The sequence below is a fragment of the Pseudomonas sp. 21615526 genome (assembly GCF_013386245.1).
Classification (GTDB): domain Bacteria; phylum Pseudomonadota; class Gammaproteobacteria; order Pseudomonadales; family Pseudomonadaceae; genus Aquipseudomonas.
The window spans coordinates 1-19,120 of record NZ_JACAOM010000010.1; the positions used below are offsets into that span (position 1 = coordinate 1).

The following is a 19,120-nucleotide window of genomic DNA, read 5'->3' on the forward strand; positions in this document are numbered from 1 at the left end:
ATAAGAGACAGACACTGGCCGAACGCAGGCTTTAGAGCGTGGGTAACCCGGCAGGACGCCGGGTTAGCCGTCCTGGGACAAGGATGGCCAATGACGGCGGCCCACGGTCCAAAGCCGGAGTGAGGGCACACCGAGCCTAGGCGAGGTGCCGAGTGGTGGGGCAAGAGCCCTTTTGGTTACTTTTGGGGCTCTTTTCCAAAAGTGACCCGCTGTAAGAGCGGAACCATAAGTGGCCGTTACCGCAGCAACGGATATGCCCCCAATCAGCCCCCCAATCAAACCAGATGCAGATGGTTATCCCAAAGCCCCGCCGGCAACTCCAGCGGCTTGCCCACCAACGGCACCTGCCGGCAATCATAAAACCGGCAACGCCCCTGCCCGGAAGTCACCACAAACCCATCAGCTACCGCACCCACCCCGGCACAATCCGGCAACGGCCCGTCCAGCAGCAACTGCGCGCTGTCCATGTTCCAGATAAAGAATCGATTCCCCCGTGGCGCCGTCAACGCCACCAGCCGCAACTCGCTGTGCACCGCCACACTGGCCGTGTAATGCCCCATGGCCTGCAACTGCTCATCCGCCACCGGAAACGCCACAAACGCCTGCCCCGGCCGCTTGATCGCCAGCAACTCCGACCGCTCATGAGACGCCCCCATGAACTGCTGCCCCGCGAGGATCGTCCCGTCGCTGGCAATCCCCATATGCCGCACACTGTTCATCTGCTGGCCCAGGGTCTCCTTGCTCAACAGCGTCCCGTCGCGCTTCATCAGGACCAGGCTCGGCTCCATGGCATTCAGGTTCATCTCGACCCGGCTCTCCGCCTCGGTACGAATCCCGCCATTAGCCACCACCAGCGTCTCGCCATCAGGCATCCACGACACCTGGTGCGGCCCAATCCCATGGGTGGAAATCTCCCCGGTGTGCACCAGCCGCTCACCCTCGAACCGGTACACACCCAGCAAACCGCGACCCGGGTCAGACGTGTCGTTCTCTGTGGCATACAACCACTCGCCATCCTTGTGCACCACCGCATGCCCGTAAAAGTGGCGATTGGCCTTGGAGGTGATGGTTTGCAACAGCGCCCCGTCCCGCAGGTCGATCAGGTAACTCTCGGTGCCGGGCCGGCGGGCGACAAACAGCGCAATCGGCAGCGTCGGGTGGTTGATGATGTCGTGGCAGCGCTGGCCGACCTCGGTGGCAAATACCTGCTTGCCGTCCAGGCGAAAGCCGACGGCGTAGTGCCTGCCATCACTGTCATCCCGCGCCGAGAGCAGCAGCGGGCTTTTGCCCTTCTGCTTGAACAGCGTCCAGCCGCCCAAAGTGATCGCACTGAGCAGCACGCTGCCGAGGGCCAAAGCCTGTCGCCTGAGCATCATCAGTCACCGTCGTTGGCGTTAAAGCCCAGTTGGATGCCCAGCGCCTTGGCCAGCTCGCCTTCGTGCAGGCGGTAGACCACGTTGAGGCTGTCGTAGATATCGTTGAGCTGCTGGCGCCCGGCATCGTCGGCCAGCATTTCATTCAGCGTACGCTGGTTGCTGGCGAAGAGTTTCAGGGAGGCGGCATACGCGGCGTCGATCTTGTCAGCCAATGGCTTTTGATCGGCAGGCAACAAGCCGCGCAGGCCTTTGTTGTCGACGCCGACCCAGACGGTCTGGGCGGCAGCCAGGCTGGCTTCCAGGCTTTGCAGGGACGACTGGCTGCGCCACGCATCGGCCTGGAACGGTTGCGGGATGCCCTTGGTCTGGCGGCCCATCGGGGTGCCGAGTTTTTTCTTCAGGGTGTCCAGCGCAGTCACTTGAACCCGCAGCAGGTCGGCGATGGCTTCGTGGGAATCGGCGTAGCGCTGGTTAGGAAACTTGGTCATCTGCGCCAGCATGCCGTCGGTGCTGTTCCAGCTCGACAGGATTTCTTCGGCCAGCAGTTTCTGGCGCTCGCCGATGGCTACCAGCAACGGGCAGTAGCGGGCTTTTTGCGTCTCGTCCGCCAGATCGGTCTTGGCGTCGTAGAGGATGTATTCGTAGGCCGACAGGCCCTGCACCACGACGCTGGATTTGGCCAGGGCGGCGGCGTCGATCTGTGGTTGGGCGGTCACCAGTTGCTCGACTTGACGACCCACCAGGTTTTTCTTGTCCGGCCAGAACTGCACCTGCCACGAGCGGTTGCCCTCGGCCAGCGGGCCGATCAGCAGCGGTTGCAACTCGGCCCAGGCCTTTTGCGCGTGCAGGAAGTCGGCGCGGGCGGTCTCCAGGCTTTCCTTGCCCTGGCAGTAGGCCAGGGCGCTGACGGCCAGTTGGCGGTCGGCTTCAACCCAGCGGCTGTAGGTCGGCAGGATCACTTGCTTGGCGATGGCCGCCGAGGTCACCGCTTGCGGGTCCTGGGGCGAGCACGCACCGAGGGCGAGGGCGGCCAGGCTGGTGAACAACAACTTGGGACGGAACATGTCGAGCTCCCTTCTGTAATTAGGACAAAGCTTATAAAGAATTCAGAAATGCCAGCAACGCGACGCGCTGCTCGGCATTGAACGACAACACATGCTGCTGCGCCGCCTGGGCTTCACCGCCGTGCCACAGCACGGCCTCCATCAGGTTGCGGGCGCGGCCGTCATGCAAGAACTGGGTGTGGCCACTGACGGCTTGCGTCAGGCCAATGCCCCACAACGGCGGCGTGCGCCAGTCGCGGCCACTGGCCTTGAATTCGCTGCGGTTGTCGGCGAGGCCGTCGCCCATGTCGTGCAGCAGCAAGTCGCTGTAGGGGCGAATCACCTGGTTAGCCAATTCAGGTTCGGCGGCGGTGGGCGCCGTGGTGAATTGCGGGGTGTGGCAGCCCTGGCAACCGGCCTGGTAGAACAGGTTTTTCCCGGCCAGCACTTGCGGTGCGTTGACGTCGCGGCGGGCGGGGACGGCCAGGTTGCGGGTGTAGAACAGCACCAGGCGCAGGATGTTGTCGCTGACCTCAGGCTCGCCATCCGGGCCATTGCCGTTGGGCGCCTGTTTGCAGGCCACTTGTGCATCGGTGCAGTCATCGAACGGTCTCAGGGAGGTGGTCAGGCCCATATCACCAGAGAACGCGTGAACATTTTGTTGATTGAGGTTCGGTTGCCCGGCTTTCCAGCCAAATCGACCGAGTACGGTCTTGTGTTGCGCGTCGTCCCAGACCCAATTCGCCCGCCCGACAATGGCTTCCTTGTCGGCGGTTTTCGGGTCGGTGTTGCGCAGGATGTCGGCGTCGGGGATCGCTTCGAGCAGCCCCAGGCCGATCATCGGCGGTGCAACTCGCGCCGAGAAGCGCGTGTCGGGGTGCATCGGCCCATAACCGAGCTGGGTGATTTGCAGGGCCGGCTTGCGCAATTCGACCACGGTGCCGTCCTTGAAGCGGACGTTGACCGGCGTGTAGTCGACCCGCACCTTGCCCTCCGGGGCGACGCCGGGCACGGCCATGTCCTGCAATTGCCCACCGTAGACCGGTTCGGGGACTACACCCAGTTGCTCGATGACCTTCGCATAGGGCGGCGCATCGGGAATCGACAGGCGTACCAGCATCGACACCGCGTTGGGCGCATCGGGCAATGGCGGATGCCCACGGCCATCCTTGATATGGCAGTTCTGGCAGGCATTGGTATTGAACAGCGGCCCCAGCCCGTCGCGGGCAGTGGTGGTGGACGGGGCAATCACCCAGGGGCTGCGAAAGAAACTGTTGCCGACGCTGAAGTCCAGGCGCCGGGTGGGCGACAGGTTGGCCGAGGGCAGGGAGAAGGCGTTCTGGTCGGTCTTCCTCACCGTGGTCGCGCCACCGGCACGCGCTTCACCAGGCTCGGCCTTGGTGAATCGCGGGGCGTCATCGCAGGCACTCAGGCTCAAGGCCATCAACAGTGCAGACAGGCGAAGGGGCGAACGGGACATCAGTCTTCCTGAACGTAGGCTGAAAATAAGGCCGCAAAGTCTAACAGGGCAGGGCGGATTGAATAAGAGCAATTATCGTTTGGTGGTATCCGATTCATTCCCGCTAGAATGACCGCACATTTTTCTCTGGAGGTGGCCAATGCAGGCTCTCGACGCTTTGCTCAACCGTGTTTCCGTGCCGCGACTGCTGGACCCGGCACCGACCCAGGAGCAGCGCGACCTGCTGTTCGCCGCTGCCATGCGCGCGCCCGACCACGGCCAACTGCGCCCTTGGCGCTTCCTGACGGTGGAGGGTGCGGCACGTGAGCGCATGGGCACCCTGCTGGCCGAAGCCGCCCGCCTGCAGGACGCCGACGCGCCCCAGGCCGCGATCGACAAGGCGCAGAACGGCCCGCTGCGGGCGCCGTTGGTGGTGGTGGTGATTGCCCGCCTGCAAGAACATTTCAAAGTGCCAAAATCCGAGCAGCTGCTGGCGGCGGCCTGTGCGGCTCACGGGATTCTGCTGGCGGCGTACGCCCAGGGGATCGGCGCGGTGTGGCGCACCGGTGAGTTGTCGTACTCGGCCCATGTCGCCAAAGGCCTCGGGCTGAAGGCGGATGAGGAAGTGATTGGTTTCCTCTACCTGGGCACCCCACAAAACCCGCCGCGTACGGCCCCGAAAGAAGACCTGGCGCCGTTTGTGGCAGCCTGGACGGGTCAATAAGGCACCGCGATTCTAAATGTGGACGGGCTTGTGTGGGAGCGGGCTTGCTCGCGAATGCGGTGTGTCAGTCAATACATGTACCGACTGATCCACCGTATTCGCGAGCAAGCCCGCTCCCACATTGGGTGCTTACTGGCTTCAAGCCCGGGTCAAACCCGAAACTGATCCATCAGCTTCATCTGCTGGCTGGCCAGGGCATTGAGCTGGCTGCTGATGGCCGCCGATTCGGTGGCCTGGCCAGTCAGGGTTTCGGTCACCGTGCGGATTGCCGAGACATTGCGGTTGACCTCTTCGGCCACCGCACTCTGCTGCTCGGCAGCGCTGGCGATTTGCAGGTTCATGTCGCTGATCACCGTTACTGCATCGCTGATCTTGCCCAGGGCCTGCACCGCCTGATGAATCTGCCCGGCGTTGTTCTGCGCCTGGGTCTGGCTCGAATGCATGGTCGCCACCACTCCACGGGTGCCAGTCTGGATGCGTTCGATCACCAGGCGAATCTCCTCCACCGAGTCCTGGGTACGCTTGGCCAGGTTGCGCACCTCGTCGGCCACCACCGCAAAACCGCGCCCGCTTTCCCCGGCTCGCGCCGCTTCAATCGCAGCGTTCAGGGCCAGCAGGTTGGTCTGTTCGGCAATGCTGCGGATCACTTCCAGTACCGAACCGATCTGCTCGCTGTTCACCGCCAGGGCTTCGACTTCGGTCACGGCCTTGCTGACTTCTTCGGCCAGGGTGGTGATGTCGCGGGTGCTGCGTTCAATAATCTGCATGCCTTCACGGGCTGACTGGTCGGCGCCGCGGGCCGCGCTGGCGGCGTTGGAGGCGCTGTTGGCCACGTCGTGGGCGGTGGCGCTCATTTCATTCGAGGCGGTGGCCACCTGGTCGATCTCACGGAACTGCACCTGCATGCCTTCGCTGGTCTGGCGCGCGATTGCCGAGGACTGGTCGGCGGTGCCACGGGCTTCGGTGATGCTTTGCTTGATCTGCGCGATGGTCGGCTGCAGCTTGTCGAGGAAGCGGTTGAACCAGTTCACCAGTTCCCCCAGTTCATCTTTTTTACCGTAGGCCAGGCGCTGGGTGAGATCGCCGTCGCCGCTGGCGATTTCCTTGAGCATGGCGGCCACGCTGTTGATCGGCCGGGTCACGCCGGTGGCGGTCAGCCAGATCAGCAACAGGCCCAGCAGCCCGGCGGCTGCGCCTACCAGCAACGCCTTGACGGTGCCACTGGCCTGGGCCTTGTCGAGCACCGCCTGGAGTTTGAGCGAGTCTGCCAGCAGCACTTGTTTGGGCAGTTTGATCACCACGCCCCAGGATTTGGCGTCGGCAATCGGTTTGACCGGGTACACGGCGCGAATCGTGCCGTCTTCCTCGCGGATCTTGCGGGTATCGCTGGCCAGCAGTTGCACGATCTCTTTGCCTTCGGCACCGAGGGTGTCCACCAGGTTTTTGCCGACTTTGGCCGGCTCGCCGCTGTAGCCGGCGATCAAGCCGTTACCGGACAGTATTTCGAGAATTCCGGCGCCGTTGAACAGTTCTTTTTGCGCCGCATCGGTCGCCGCTTGCAGGGCGTTGAGGGCGAGGTCCACACCGACCACGCCGATCACTTTGCCGTCGACCAGCAGGGGCAGGGAAATGGTGGTCATCAACACCGGCTTGCCGGCCACGGTGTCTTCATACGGGTCCAGCAGGCAGGTGTTTTTTGTGTCCCGCGGGCAGGTGTACCAGATGTTGTAGGGCGTGCCGCTGAGGTTGAGGGTGGTCTTGGTCAGGTCATCCTCGACCATCACGGTGTTCAGGCCTTCACCGCCAGCGCGGCTCCAGTAGCTGGAAAAGCGGCCTTTTTCGTTGGACACACGGGCGGCATCATTGACGAATTCACTGTCTTTGCCATCGAGGGCGTTGGGCTCGAACGACAGCCAGATGCCGAGCACCTTGGTGTTGCGGTCGAAGGCGGTTTTCAGGCTGTGGTTGAGTTCTTCACGCAAGGCCCCGGCATCCAGCGAGCGCTTGGCGGCCAGAGTGCGCAGGTCCTTGATCTGGTCGGCCAGGGCCGTCACCACCAACAGGCTTTCACCGAAGGTTTTTTGCAGTTGCACCGCTTGCTCGGCGGCCTTGGCCTGCAGCAGGTTCTGCACACTGTCGGTGAGCATTCGCGAGCTTGAATCGCTGATGAGTTCGTCGTTCTGGTTGGTCTGGTACAGGTTCATGCCGACCACCAGGGCAATCACCCCCAGCAGGCACAGACCGGACAACAGCACGATTTTCAAGCGAATGGAGAGGGTGTCGAACATAGAAGTACCCGCGAATGGACTTATTAGTATGCAAGCTCAGGCGAGTCCATTCGGCGCTATGCCCGGAACATCGGCTTGGGCCGGCAGTTCATGAGCGGGAGCCGATGAGCGGTAGTGGGGGGTGTCAGGTGGGTTGCGGGAGACGTTCCGGTCGCGACCAGATCCACAGGTTGCCCATGCTCATTCCGGCGATGGCCAGGTAGATCGGCCAGCCGTGGTCGAGCATCACCAGCATCAGGCCGGCGCACAGCAGCATGCTCACGGTGGCGCTGACTTTGGCCCGGCGGGCGATGATCCTGCCATTGCGCCAATTGAACAGGATCGGCCCGAACAGCCGGTGGTTTTCCAGCCAGGCACTCAGGCGCGGCGAGCTTTTGGTGGCGGCCCAGGCGGCCAGCAGGATGAATTCGGTGGTGGGCAAGCCCGGTACCACAATCGCAATCAAGCCGATGCCCAGGCTGACGTAGGCCAGCAGGCCGAACAGGACGCGGGCGATTTTGGATGAGGATTGGGTTTTGCCGGTCATGGGTGCGGTTTGCATGGATGGATTTACGAAGGATTCAAAGTGAAACCGGATCAAAATGTGGGAGCGGGCTTGCTCGCGAATGCGGTGGTTCAGTCAATATATCTGGTGACTGAACCACGGCATTCGCGAGCAAGCCCGCTCCCACATTTGATTGCATTCCAATCAGGGAATCAGGCCAGTTCAGGGGCGCTAGCGTACGCCTGTTCCAGCAACACGGTGAAGCGCACGAACGCATCAATCGCGCCTTTCTCCACTTCGGCTTCTTCTTCGGCACTGAATTCCAGCGCGTCGAGGGTGCGGGTGAAGCGCTTCCAGCCTTCAGCGCGACCACCTGCCGGCTCGCCCAGGTGACGGGCACCGAAGGTTTCGCTCAGGCCCAGGCCCACGGCGCGCTTGATCAGGAACGCGGCGCCCAGCTTGGAACCTTCGGACACGAACAGCCACCCCAGGGCTTCAGCCTTGCTCGGGTTTTTCACCGCGCCGGCCACCGGTGCCGGTACTTCGGTGTCCAGGTCGCCCAGGTCCAGCTTGGCCGCTTCGGCACGGCAGCGTTCAGCGAGGTCAGGGACGATCTTGATCAACTCGGCATCGTTGTACAGCGCCACCAGCTCCGACTGGAACAGGTACTGCGCGACCACGAAGCGGGCGAAGTTGGCCTGGGTTTCAAACGGTGCATGGGCCTTCACCAACGCATCGAGCTTGGTGTGCGGTTCATTGGTGATCTGGTTCAGGCGCTGGGAGCGCAGGGCTGCACGTTCTGCGGTAGGGGAGGCGGTCATCGGGGAGTCCTTGAGAAGAGAAAGCGTCTGGTTGCCAGGCTGTTATGAACTAGACGAACCAGAAGACGCGTCACAGTAAAAAATCCTCACCCCGGCGCAGATTAAATCGCGCCGGGATGAGGCTCCATGGATCAGATGTCCCAGATCAGGTTGATCGCAAAGTTGCGGCCCGGCTGGGTCAGGCGGTCGAGGTTGGCTGGGCCGGTCACACCGGCTTCGCCGACGCTGTCGTAGCTGCGCACGTCATCCCAGTTCCAGTATTTCTTGTCCGTCAGGTTGTACAGGCCGCCGTTGATGGTCACATCGTTGGTGACCTTGTAGAAGCCGGTCAGGTCGACGATGCCAAAACCCGGGGTCTTGAACGGGCCGTTGGCGCTGTTGCCGTCAGGGGCGAAGAAGGTGGTGCTGTCGACGCGGTCCTGTTTCTTGACCAGGGTCCAACTGACCAGAGCACCGTAGTTCTGCTGGTCATAGCCCAGGCCGAACACGCCCTTGAGCGGGTTGACGCTGTTCAACGGTTCGCCGTTGTCGTCATTGCGCCCGTAGGTGTAGGCAATCGAGCCTTGGGTATACAGGCCCTGCGGTGCGCCGAATGCGTCGAGGCTCAAGCGGCCCTTGGCCTCCACGCCCTTGATGGTGGCGTGCTTGATGTTGTTGGCTTCGAACTGCTGGACGGTGCCACCGGCAACCGAGGCATCTTCGTCGATGAAATCACGGTACTTGTTGTAGTACACCGCCACATCAAACGAGCCCGAGTCGAAGTTGCCGCGAATCCCGGTTTCTACACCCCGGCTGCTTTCCGGCTTGAGGTCCGGGTTGGGTTCGACGGTGTAGCCCTGCTGCAGGTTTTCAAAGCGGCCATACAAGGCCTTGGCCGACGGGGTGCGATAGCCTTCGGCGTATTGGCCGAACCAAGTGTATTGCTCGGTCAGGGCATAAGTGATGCCGAATTTTGGCGTTACACGGTGCCAGTTCTTTTCCGAGTCGCTGTGGTCGTAGATGCGTGTCGGGTCAACGGTATTGAGGAATTCCTGGGTCAGCTTGGGTTTGAGCTGGATGTAGTCGTAGCGGACGCTGGGCAGGAAGGTCCACTTGTCCCAGGCAATCTGGTCCTGGGCAAACAGCGCGTAGGAGTTGATGGTCGGATCCGGGAAGTCGCTGGCTTTTTTCACGCTGTCGGCGGCCGACGGGCTTGGTGCACCGATGGCGGTGCAGCCTGCGCCGACCGCCAGGCAGGTCGCGGCGCCCTCACGGGAACCGGTGACTTTCTGCTGCTTGAGGGTGGTGCCGTAGGTCACGACATGGTCGGTTTCGCCGATGCTGAAAGCCTTGTCCAACTGCGCGTCGAATACCCACTGCTTCTCTTCGTACAGGGTCTCGCGGGTGCGCAATACCTTGCGCGATGGCTGGTAGATTTCTGCGGTGGTCTGGTCGGTCTTGGCGATCTGGTAGTTGAGGCTGGTCTTGATGTGATCGGCAATCGGCGAGTCGAGGGCGAACTTGTTTTCGATGCCGAAGCGTTCGCGGGTGATGGTGTCGTTGCCCGTGCGGCCGCGGTAGAAGTTGAAGCCCTGGCCACCGACAAACGGGCCACCCACTGCGTTTTTCAGGTTGGTGTCGCGATCGTCCTTGAACTTCTCGTAGGTCAGGCCCAGGCGGTTGTCTTCGCCGTAGTTCCAACCCAGTTTGGCCAGCACGTTGGTGGTGCGCGCATCTTCCGGGTTGGCGCCGGTGCGGGCCAGGCCGGTGGCGTTATTGCCGTCGTAGGACTCCATCTCGTGACCGTTGCGCTGGCTCAGGTGCAGCAAGCCGTCGAAGTCCTGCACGCGACCGGCGACGGTGCCGGAGGTCAGCCAGCTCTCATCGGCGGAGCTGTAGCCGGTCTTCAGGCGCGCGCCGTAGTCCTGGCCGGGCTTGATGATGTCGTTGGGGTCGAGGGTGAAATAGCTCACCGCGCCGCCGATGGCACTGCTGCCGTACAAGGCCGAGGCCGGGCCGCGCAGGATTTCCACGCGCTTGACGATTTCCGGGTCGACGTAGTTGCGGCGGGTCTTGGCGTAGGGGCCGTTGAAGAAGTTGTCGGGGACTTCGACGCCGTCCACCTGGGTCAGGATGCGGTCGCCGTCGATCCCGCGAATGTTGTAGCCGGCATTGCCGGAGCGGGTGCCGGCACCGCCCACCGAAACACCTGGCTCATAACGCACCAGTTCGCGGATGGTGTTGACGTTCTGGCGGTCCAGTTCTTCGCGGTCGTGCACGGTCACGGTGCTGGGCACGCTGTCCACGGCCTGTTCCTGGCGGGTGGCACTGATGGTCATCTGTTGCAGGGTGATGGCGCCGACGGCGACGCGTTTTTCCAGCACGATGTTGTTGTTGCCCAGTTTGCGATAGCCCAGGTTGGTCCCCACCAACAGCCGGTCCAGGGCTTTATCCGCCGGCAATGAGCCGCGCACGCCAGGGGACGACACACCCTGGCCCAGCTCGGCGGGCAGGCCGACTTGCCAGCCGGTCACCGCGGTGAAGGCGTTCAGCGCCGAGACCAGAGATTGCTGCTCGATGCTGAAGCTGTAGTTGCCCTGGCTGCGGCTGGCAGGCTCGGCGGCGGTGGCGGCCATGACGGGCGCACCGGCCAACAGGATTGCGGCCGTCAGCAGCGACAAGCCGTGGCGGCGAACGGGCGAAGAGGACCGGCGGTTGAAACGAGACGACATCGAGAGCGCTCCGGAAGGTACGAATCTTATAGTTGCGCACTGAATCAAATAGGAATCAGTTGCATTGGCTATAACGAGACGTATCGTCGCTGGCTATCGAGTAAAAATAATTCTCATTTAGTTCAGGATCACCAGCGCCGGGTATTCCGAGAGCTTGGCCGAGGTGATGTGGGCCAGGGAGCGCACCACGTCGAGCGGCTGGTCGAGCCGGTAATTGCCGGTGACGGCCACGCCGGCGAGCCTGTCGTTGTTGTTGACGATCCAGCCGGGGTAGTAGCGACGCAATTCGGCCAGCACTTCGCTCATCGGGCAGTTTTCGAAGATCAGCCGGCCGTCGACCCAGGCCAGATCCTTGGTGGTGTCGAGTTTGGCCGGTTGGCCGAAGCCCTTGGGCCCGATGCGGATACTTTCACCGGCGCTCAGGCGCACCCGCGCGTCGTCAAACGTGTTGCTCAGGTCGACATCACCACGCTGTACCTGAACCTGGGCTTCACCGTTCAAGTAGCGCACCGCGAAAGAGGTGTCGCGCACGCTGGCGCGCACCGGGCCGGCGTCGATTTCCAGGGGCAGGCCACGGCTGGGCAGCACTTCGAAAAATGCCTCGCCCTGATACAGGCGGGCGATGCGCTGGTGGTCCTTGATGCTGCTGGAGAAGGCTGAATTGGTGTTGAGCAACACTTTCGAGCCATCGTCCAGCTGCAGGCGCTGGCGCTCGCCCACCACGGTCAGATGGTCGGCCTGCAGGCGCATAGGCAGGTTGCTGAAGCTGAACAGGCCCAGCAGCAACACGGCGGCAGTGGCCAGGGGCTTCCAGTGCGGTTTGATACGGCGCCAGACGCTGGGTTTGCGTGGCGCATTCAGGGCGACGGCAGCGCTGTGAACCGGCGCGCCGCCCCAGGCAGTCTGGGCCTTGATGAAGGCTTCGGCGTTTAACGGGTCGTTGGCGAGCCAGGCTTCAAATTCCGCCTGCTGCCCGGGTTGCGGGCACTGCAACGCGATCAGCCAGTCGAGGGCTTGGTCCATGGCCGCGTCTTGCAACACCTCATGAGCCAGCTCATGGGGGTGCCGTTTATTCGGTTCCGTCACGGTGTTCCTCGGGTCTTCGCCACGTTTTAATCAATAGTCCTACAGACTGTGCCGCCAAAGCTTAAGGGCGATCCAGTCTTTCGGCCACACCTATGCAGATGGCCATGATCAGTTTCAGTTCCTTCTGCACGGTGCTCAGGGACACGTCGAGCTTGTCGGCGATCTCCTGATAGCTGCAACCGTGCAGGCGGCTGAGGATGAATATCTGCTGCTGGCGGGCGCTCAACTGGCCGAGGCTGACACTCAGATGCTCGAGCAATTGCTCGGCCTGTGTCGCGTCTTCGGGGGTGCTGACGGGGGAGGCGACGCTTTGCAGGACGTCCAGCGGGACATCTTCCTGCAGGGTGCGGGCCTGAATCCTGCGGGCGCGCAGGTGGTCCAGCGCCAGGTTGCGCGCCGTCTGGTAGACAAAGGGTTCGAGGTGGTCGATCGGCCGTTCGCTCAGGGCCCGGGTAACGCGCAGGTAGGTTTCCTGCAACAGGTCCTCGGCGGTGCTGTGGTTATTCACCATCCGCTGCAAGGTGCGCAGCAAAATCACCCGCTGGGTGAGGAAGACTTGGTTGAAACGAGATTGGCTCACAGTGATACCAGACCGATTTGCAGCGAATGATAATGCTTATCATCAACGCAAATGGCAAGTGGCACTTTGGATTACTGTAGGAGCGAGCTTGCTCGCGAAGGGCGTCAACGATATCGCTGGCATCCTGAATAAACGCGGTGGTTTTGCGTTTTTCGCGAGCAAGCTCGCTCCTACAGGCCGAGCATTACTCGGCGTTGCACAGCGCCAGGCAGTTATCCAGCATCCGGTTCGAGAAGCCCCACTCATTATCGTACCAGGCCAGCACTTTCAGCAGTTTGCCGCTCACTTTGGTGTGATTGGCGTCGAAGATCGACGAAAGCGGGTTATGGTTGAAGTCGCTGGAAACCAGCGGCAGGGTGTTGTAGCCGAGGATTTTCGAGTGCTGGCTGGCTTCTTTCAGCAGCGCGTTGACCTGCTCGGCGCTGGCTTCTTTTTTCAGTTGCACGGTGAGGTCCACCAGCGACACGTTGATCACCGGTACACGCACGGCCATGCCGGTCAGCTTGCCTGCCAGTTCCGGCAGCACCAGGCCCACGGCTTCGGCAGCGCCGGTCTTGCTCGGGATCATGTTCTGGGTGGCCGAGCGCGCGCGGTACGGGTCGGTGTGGTAGACGTCGGTCAGGTTCTGGTCGTTGGTGTAGGCGTGGATGGTGGTCATCAGGCCGCTTTCGATGCCCAGCTCGCGGTGCAGCACCTGGGCCACGGGCGCCAGGCAGTTGGTGGTGCAGGAAGCGTTGGAGATGATCTGGTGGGATTGACGCAAAATGTCATGGTTTACCCCGTACACCACGGTGGCATCGGCGCCCTTGGCCGGGGCCGAGATGATCACCTTGCGCGCGCCGGCGGTAATATGGGCGGCGGCCTTGTCACGGTCGGTGAACAGACCGGTGCATTCGAACACCACGTCCACCTTGTGGGCAGCCCACGGCAGGTCGGCCGGGTTGCGAATGGCACTCACGGCAATCCGGTCACCGTTCACGGTCAGGCTTTCCTGATCATGAGCGACCTCTGCGTCGAAAGTACCGTGGACGGTGTCGTATTTAAGCAGGTGGGCATTGATCGAGCTGTCGCCGAGATCGTTGATGGCGACGATCTGCAAATCCTGACGGTAGCCTTGGGTATAAAGTGCGCGCAGGACATTACGGCCAATACGGCCAAAACCATTGATAGCGATACGTAGAGTCATTGGAAGGTGCCTGTCGTCGATTTGTTGTAAGAATTACAAGATTATTCGCATAAAAATAGAAAACAAGCCTTTTTAGTGGCAATATTTTGTTCAATCTACAACGAGTGACCTGAATCAACTGGTCCGATTGGTCAAGCAACACCCTGCCAACCTCTTCGCGGCGGGCTTTTGACCAGCATAGACACTCAGGTCGCCACATCCGTTAGCCTGGAGTTCTATACATGCATCCCCGCGTACTTGAGGTCACCGAACGGCTTATCGCCCGCAGCCGTGCAACCCGTGAGGCATACCTTGCGCTCATTCGCGGCGCTGCCAGCGACGGCCCGATGCGCGGCAAGCTGCAATGCGCCAACTTTGCCCACGGCGTGGCCGGGTGTGGCACCGAAGACAAAAACAGTCTGCGCATGATGAACGCCGCCAACGTGGCAATTGTTTCGTCATATAACGACATGCTGTCGGCCCACCAGCCATACGAACATTTCCCCGAGCAAATCAAAAAGGCCCTGCGTGAAGTCGGTTCGGTTGGCCAGTTCGCCGGCGGTACCCCCGCCATGTGCGACGGCGTGACCCAGGGCGAGCCAGGCATGGAGCTCAGCCTGCTGAGCCGCGAAGTGATTGCCATGTCCACAGCGGTAGCGCTGTCCCACAACATGTTCGACGCCGCGCTGATGCTGGGTATCTGCGACAAGATCGTCCCCGGCCTGATGATGGGCGCCCTGCGCTACGGCCACCTGCCGATGATCTTCGTACCGGGCGGCCCGATGCCGTCGGGGATCTCCAACAAACAGAAAGCCGACGTGCGCCAGCGCTACGCCGAAGGCAAGGCCACCCGCGAAGAGCTGCTGGAATCGGAGATGAAGTCCTACCACAGCCCGGGCACCTGCACCTTCTACGGCACCGCCAACACCAACCAGTTGCTGATGGAAGTCATGGGCCTGCACCTGCCGGGCGCCTCGTTCGTCAACCCGTACACGCCGCTGCGTGACGCCCTGACCCGCGAAGCCGCGCACCAGGTCACGCGCCTGACCAAGGCCAACGGCAGCTTCACGCCGATCGGCGAGATCGTCGACGAGAAATCCATCGTCAACTCCATCATCGCCCTCAACGCCACGGGTGGGTCCACCAACCACACCCTGCACATGCCGGCCATCGCCATGTCGGCGGGCATCATCCTCACTTGGGATGACATGGCCGACCTCTCCGAGGTGGTGCCGACCCTGTCCCACGTGTATCCAAACGGCAAGGCCGACATCAACCACTTCCAGGCGGCGGGAGGCATGTCGTTCCTGATCCGCGAACTGCTGGAAGCCGGCCTGCTGCACAACGACGTCAACACCGTGGCCGGTCATGGCCTGAGCCGCTACACCCAGGAACCGTTCCTGGTGGACGGCGAGCTGGTATGGCGTGAAGGCCCGATCGAAAGCCTCGACGAAACCATCCTGCGTCCCGTGGCCCGTGCGTTTTCTCCGGAAGGCGGCCTGCGGGTTATGGAAGGCAACCTCGGCCGGGGTGTGATGAAGGTCTCCGCCGTGGCCCTCGAACATCAAATCGTCGAAGCCCCGGCCGTGGTGTTCCAGGACCAGCAAGACCTGGCCGACGCGTTCAAGGCCGGTGAGTTGGAAAAAGACTTTGTTGCGGTGATGCGTTTCCAGGGGCCGCGCTCCAACGGCATGCCGGAATTGCACAAGATGACCCCGTTCCTCGGCGTGTTGCAGGATCGTGGCTTCAAAGTGGCGTTGGTAACAGACGGGCGCATGTCCGGCGCCTCGGGTAAGATTCCCGCCGCGATTCACGTCAACCCCGAAGCCCAGAGCGGCGGGCCACTGGCACGTGTGCGCGATGGCGATATCATTCGCGTGGATGGCGTCAAAGGCACCTTGGAGCTTAAGGTGGACGCCGAAGAATTTGCCGCGCGCGCGCCTGCCACGGGCCTTCTGGGCAATAACGTGGGGGCCGGTCGCGAGTTGTTTGCGTTTATGCGTTTGGCTGCAAGCTCCGCAGAGCAGGGCGCCAGCGCCTTTACCTCTGCCTTGGAGACACTTAAGTGAAGCTAGCGCTGGTCGGTGATATCGGTGGTACCAACGCCCGTTTTGCGTTGTGGCGGGATCAGGAGCTGCATTCGATCCGCGTCCATGCGACGGCGGATCATGCCAGCCCGGAGGAGGCGATCCAGGTCTATCTGAAGGAAGAAGGCTTGGCCATCGGCTCGATTGGCGCGGTGTGCCTGTCGGTCGCGGGGCCGGTGAGTGGAGATGAATTTAAATTCACCAACAATCACTGGCGCCTGAGCAAGACTGCGTTCTGCAAGACCTTGCAGGTGGACGAGCTGCTGCTGGTGAATGATTTCTCGGCCATGGCCCTGGGCATGACCCGCCTGAAGCCCGACGAATTCCGCGTGGTGTGCGAAGGCACGCCGGAGCCGTTGCGCCCTGCGGTGGTGATTGGCCCGGGCACTGGCCTGGGCGTCGGCACCTTGCTCGACCTCGGCCATGGCCGTTGGGCGGCATTGCCGGGGGAGGGCGGCCATGTCGACCTGCCCGTGAGCAGCCCGCGTGAAGCCCAGCTGTGGCAGCACATCTACAATGAGATCGGCCATGTCAGCGCTGAAACTGCCTTGAGCGGTGGCGGTTTGCCCAGGTTGTACCGGGCGATCTGCGCGGTGGACGGTCACGAGGCGGTTCTGGAAACTCCCGAAGCCATCACTGCCGCTGGCCTGGCGGGTGACCCGATAGCCCTGGAAGTGCTGGACCAGTTCAGTATCTGGCTGGGCCGCGTCGCCGGTAACAACGTGCTGACCACCGGCGGTCGTGGTGGCGTGTACATCGTGGGTGGGGTGATCCCGCGCTTTGCCGATTTCTTTATCAAGAGTGGTTTTGCCAGGAGTTTTGGCGACAAGGGCTGCATGAGCGACTACTTCAAAGGCATTCCGGTGTGGCTGGTGACGGCACCGTATTCAGGGTTGACAGGTGCTGGTGTGGCGCTTGAGCAGGCATTTGCGTAGGCAGTGATGGCCTCTTCGCGAGCAAGCCCGCTCCCACATTCAATCCCATTCCAACTGGATGAATGAGGTCGAATGTGGGAGCGGGCTTGCTCGCGAAGGCGGCCTCAAGGGCAACAAATGACTTAAGCTTGGCCATAACAACAAGGAGGACCCCGTGAGCGTAATCAGTAAATCCATTCTCCTGGTCGACGACGACCAGGAAATCCGCGAGTTGCTGCAAACCTACCTCAGCCGCGCCGGTTTCCAGGTGCGTGGCGTGCCGGATGGCGCGGGGTTCCGCCAGGCGATGAACGAAGCGCCGTGCGACCTGGTGATCCTTGATGTGATGCTGCCGGACGAAGACGGTTTCAGCCTCTGCCGCTGGATCCGCCAGCACCCGCGCCAGGCCCAGGTGCCGATCATCATGCTCACCGCCAGTTCCGACGAAGCCGACCGCGTCATCGGCCTGGAGCTGGGTGCCGACGATTACATCGGCAAACCCTTCAGCCCCCGTGAGTTGCAGGCCCGTATCAAGGCCTTGTTGCGGCGCTGCCAGTTTGGCCAGGAGCGCAGCGGCGGCGAGGTGCTGGTGTTTGGCGAGTGGCGCCTGGACATGGTCAGCCACCGGCTGTTCCACGTCGACGGCGAGGAAGTGATTCTTTCCGGCGCCGATTTTGCCCTGCTCAAACTGTTCCTCGACCACCCCCAGCAAATCCTCGACCGCGACACCATCGGCAACGCCACCCGTGGCCGCGACCTGATGCCCCTGGACCGGATTGTCGACATGGCCGTCAGCCGTCTGCGCCAACGCCTGCGCGACACCGAAAAACCACCCCGGCTGATCCGCACCGTGCGCGGCAGTGGCTATCAATTGGCAGCCAGCGTGGTTGCCGGCAATGCCCACTGAGCGCCTGCGTGAACTGCGCCGGCGCATCCCGGTACCGCGTTCGCTGCTGGGGCGGATGTTACTGCTGACCCTGTTGGCGGTGCTGTTTGCCCAGGCGTTGTCCAGCGTGATCTGGGTCTCGCAATTGCGCGCTACCCAGCTTGAAGGCCTGGTAACCGCCGCCCGCAGCCTGGCGCATTCGATGACCGCCAGCGTCAGTTATTTCCGCTCGTTGCCGGTGGCCTTCCGGCCGTTGGTACTGGACCAGTTGCGCAGCATGGGCGGTACCCGGTTTGTGGTGACGCTCAACGACAAGCCCCTGGACATGGCGGTATTGCCGGAAACCCCGCGCAAGCATGCAGTGCTCGGTGCTGTCGAAGAAGTGTTGCGCCAGACCCTGGGCAGCGACGTGCATGTTTCGGTGGAGTTCGTCAGCGCCGAAGACCTGCGCATCTTCAACGCCGGCTTGAAACTCGATGAATTGCCGCGCTCCTGGGCGCATTACGCGTTGACCCTGGAACCGGTGAATCCGCCGGTGTTGGTCACCCAGATCCAGCTGGCCCAGGGCGAATGGCTCTACATTGCCTCCTTGCTGCCCGAACCCTATACCAGCCTCGAAGAACAAGGCCTGCCATACCAGCAGGTGTGGTTTATCGTGCTCACCAGCGGCTTCCTGCTGCTGTTTATCGGCCTGTTGGTGCACTGGCAAAGCCGTCCACTCAAGCGCCTGGCGAGGGCGGCGCGGGACATGTCCCTGGGCGCCGACGTGGAGCCGGTGGCCGAAGGCGGCGGCAGCGAAGTGGTGGAAGTAGGCCGCGCGTTCAATGCCATGCGCGAACGCATCAGCCGTTACCTGACCGAACGCAGCCAGCTGTTCAGCGCCATTTCCCACGACCTGCGCACACCCATCACACGCCTGCGGTTGCGGGTGGAATTGCTGGAAGACGAGAACCTGCAAGCCAAGTTCGGCCGCGACCTGGATGAACTGGAGTTGCTGGTCAAAGGCGCGTTGCAGTGCGTGAAGGACACCGACATCCACGAAAACATCGAACCGGTGGACCTCAACCACGTACTCGACTGCCTGGTGGAGCCGTACCTGGCGCCCAACGGCAATGGGCGCGTGACCCAACATGGTCGGGCACTTACGACGTACCCGGGCAAGCCGCTGGCGCTCAAGCGCTGCATCGGCAACCTGATCGACAACGCCCTGAAGTACGGGCAGAACGCCCATTTGCACATTGAAGACGATGGCTCGGAGTTCATCCTCCACGTCGACGACGAAGGCCCGGGCGTGCCGGAACAGCGCCTGGAGCAGGTCTTCGAGCCGCACTTCCGCCTGGCCGGGCAGCAACAGGGTTACGGCCTGGGCCTGGGCATCGCCCGCAACATTGCCCACAGCCATGGCGGTGAAGTGAGTTTGCAGAATCTGCGGGAGGGCGGTTTGCGGGTGACCTTGCAACTGCCTCGTGGCCTGGATTGAACACCACCAATACCGC

The 19,120-nt window shown here is 62.2% G+C and carries 15 protein-coding genes and 1 pseudogene; 5 read left to right on the forward strand and 11 right to left on the reverse strand.

The features are described from left to right. Nucleotides 1-275: 275 nt before the first annotated feature. The 3 genes from HX786_RS04190 to HX786_RS04200 are packed head-to-tail and all read right to left on the reverse strand — an operon-like array spanning nt 276 to nt 3,899. A complete protein-coding gene (locus HX786_RS04190) occupies nt 276-1,373 on the reverse strand; it encodes a DUF1513 domain-containing protein (RefSeq protein WP_008435520.1) in 1,098 nt (365 codons plus the stop codon). Nucleotides 1,374-1,375: 2 nt separating this feature from the next. Next, nucleotides 1,376-2,440 (reverse strand): imelysin family protein, encoded by a 1,065-nt coding sequence (locus HX786_RS04195; RefSeq protein WP_178911761.1) that lies wholly within the window; start codon nt 2,438-2,440, stop codon nt 1,376-1,378. Nucleotides 2,441-2,471: 31 nt separating this feature from the next. Beyond that, complete coding sequence (locus HX786_RS04200) at nt 2,472-3,899, reverse strand: di-heme oxidoredictase family protein (protein ID WP_178911762.1); 1,428 nt, start codon at nt 3,897-3,899, stop codon at nt 2,472-2,474. Nucleotides 3,900-4,038: 139 nt separating this feature from the next. On the opposite strand from HX786_RS04200, the gene HX786_RS04205 reads away from it, so the two are divergent. Next, nucleotides 4,039-4,602, forward strand: a complete 564-nt coding sequence (locus HX786_RS04205; protein WP_003214103.1) for an NAD(P)H nitroreductase — start codon at nt 4,039-4,041, stop codon at nt 4,600-4,602. Between the two features lie 149 nt (nt 4,603-4,751). Here the strand turns inward: HX786_RS04205 and HX786_RS32255 are convergent, their stop codons facing one another. From HX786_RS32255 to gap, 8 genes and pseudogenes are all read right to left on the reverse strand, one after another. Beyond that, nucleotides 4,752-5,507, reverse strand: a complete 756-nt coding sequence (locus tag HX786_RS32255) for a methyl-accepting chemotaxis protein (RefSeq protein ID WP_371103562.1) — start codon at nt 5,505-5,507, stop codon at nt 4,752-4,754. A gap of 102 nt (nt 5,508-5,609) precedes the next feature. Beyond that, nucleotides 5,610-6,890: pseudogene (locus tag HX786_RS32260) on the reverse strand (HAMP domain-containing protein); the annotation flags it as partial. A 124-nt stretch (nt 6,891-7,014) separates the two neighbouring features. Then, nucleotides 7,015-7,416, reverse strand: coding sequence for a YbaN family protein (locus HX786_RS04215; protein WP_003214107.1), 402 nt, complete (start codon nt 7,414-7,416; stop codon nt 7,015-7,017). A 170-nt stretch (nt 7,417-7,586) separates the two neighbouring features. After that, nucleotides 7,587-8,195, reverse strand: coding sequence for a biliverdin-producing heme oxygenase (locus HX786_RS04220; protein WP_177019288.1), 609 nt, complete (start codon nt 8,193-8,195; stop codon nt 7,587-7,589). A 131-nt stretch (nt 8,196-8,326) separates the two neighbouring features. Further along, on the reverse strand, nt 8,327-10,906 hold the full coding sequence (locus HX786_RS04225; RefSeq protein ID WP_177021876.1) for a TonB-dependent receptor: 2,580 nt from the start codon (nt 10,904-10,906) through the stop codon (nt 8,327-8,329). A 117-nt stretch (nt 10,907-11,023) separates the two neighbouring features. Continuing rightward, on the reverse strand, nt 11,024-11,992 hold the full coding sequence (locus HX786_RS04230; RefSeq protein ID WP_178911763.1) for a FecR domain-containing protein: 969 nt from the start codon (nt 11,990-11,992) through the stop codon (nt 11,024-11,026). Between the two features lie 61 nt (nt 11,993-12,053). Beyond that, on the reverse strand, nt 12,054-12,572 hold the full coding sequence (locus HX786_RS04235; protein ID WP_003214115.1) for an RNA polymerase sigma factor: 519 nt from the start codon (nt 12,570-12,572) through the stop codon (nt 12,054-12,056). Between the two features lie 184 nt (nt 12,573-12,756). After that, a complete protein-coding gene (gap, locus tag HX786_RS04240) occupies nt 12,757-13,758 on the reverse strand; it encodes a type I glyceraldehyde-3-phosphate dehydrogenase (RefSeq protein WP_003214117.1) in 1,002 nt (333 codons plus the stop codon). A gap of 221 nt (nt 13,759-13,979) precedes the next feature. Here gap and edd point away from each other — a divergent pair, with 221 nt between their 5' ends. From edd to HX786_RS04260, 4 genes are all read left to right on the forward strand, one after another. Next, complete coding sequence (edd, locus tag HX786_RS04245; RefSeq protein WP_003214119.1) at nt 13,980-15,806, forward strand: phosphogluconate dehydratase; 1,827 nt, start codon at nt 13,980-13,982, stop codon at nt 15,804-15,806. Further along, complete coding sequence (locus HX786_RS04250; protein WP_003214122.1) at nt 15,803-16,759, forward strand: glucokinase; 957 nt, start codon at nt 15,803-15,805, stop codon at nt 16,757-16,759. Before edd ends, HX786_RS04250 begins: the two co-directional genes overlap by 4 nt. 154 nt (nt 16,760-16,913) lie before the next feature. Next, nucleotides 16,914-17,645, forward strand: coding sequence for a response regulator (locus tag HX786_RS04255; protein WP_003214124.1), 732 nt, complete (start codon nt 16,914-16,916; stop codon nt 17,643-17,645). Further along, complete coding sequence (locus tag HX786_RS04260) at nt 17,635-19,104, forward strand: ATP-binding protein (RefSeq protein WP_178911764.1); 1,470 nt, start codon at nt 17,635-17,637, stop codon at nt 19,102-19,104. Before HX786_RS04255 ends, HX786_RS04260 begins: the two co-directional genes overlap by 11 nt. Nucleotides 19,105-19,120 lie beyond the last annotated feature (16 nt).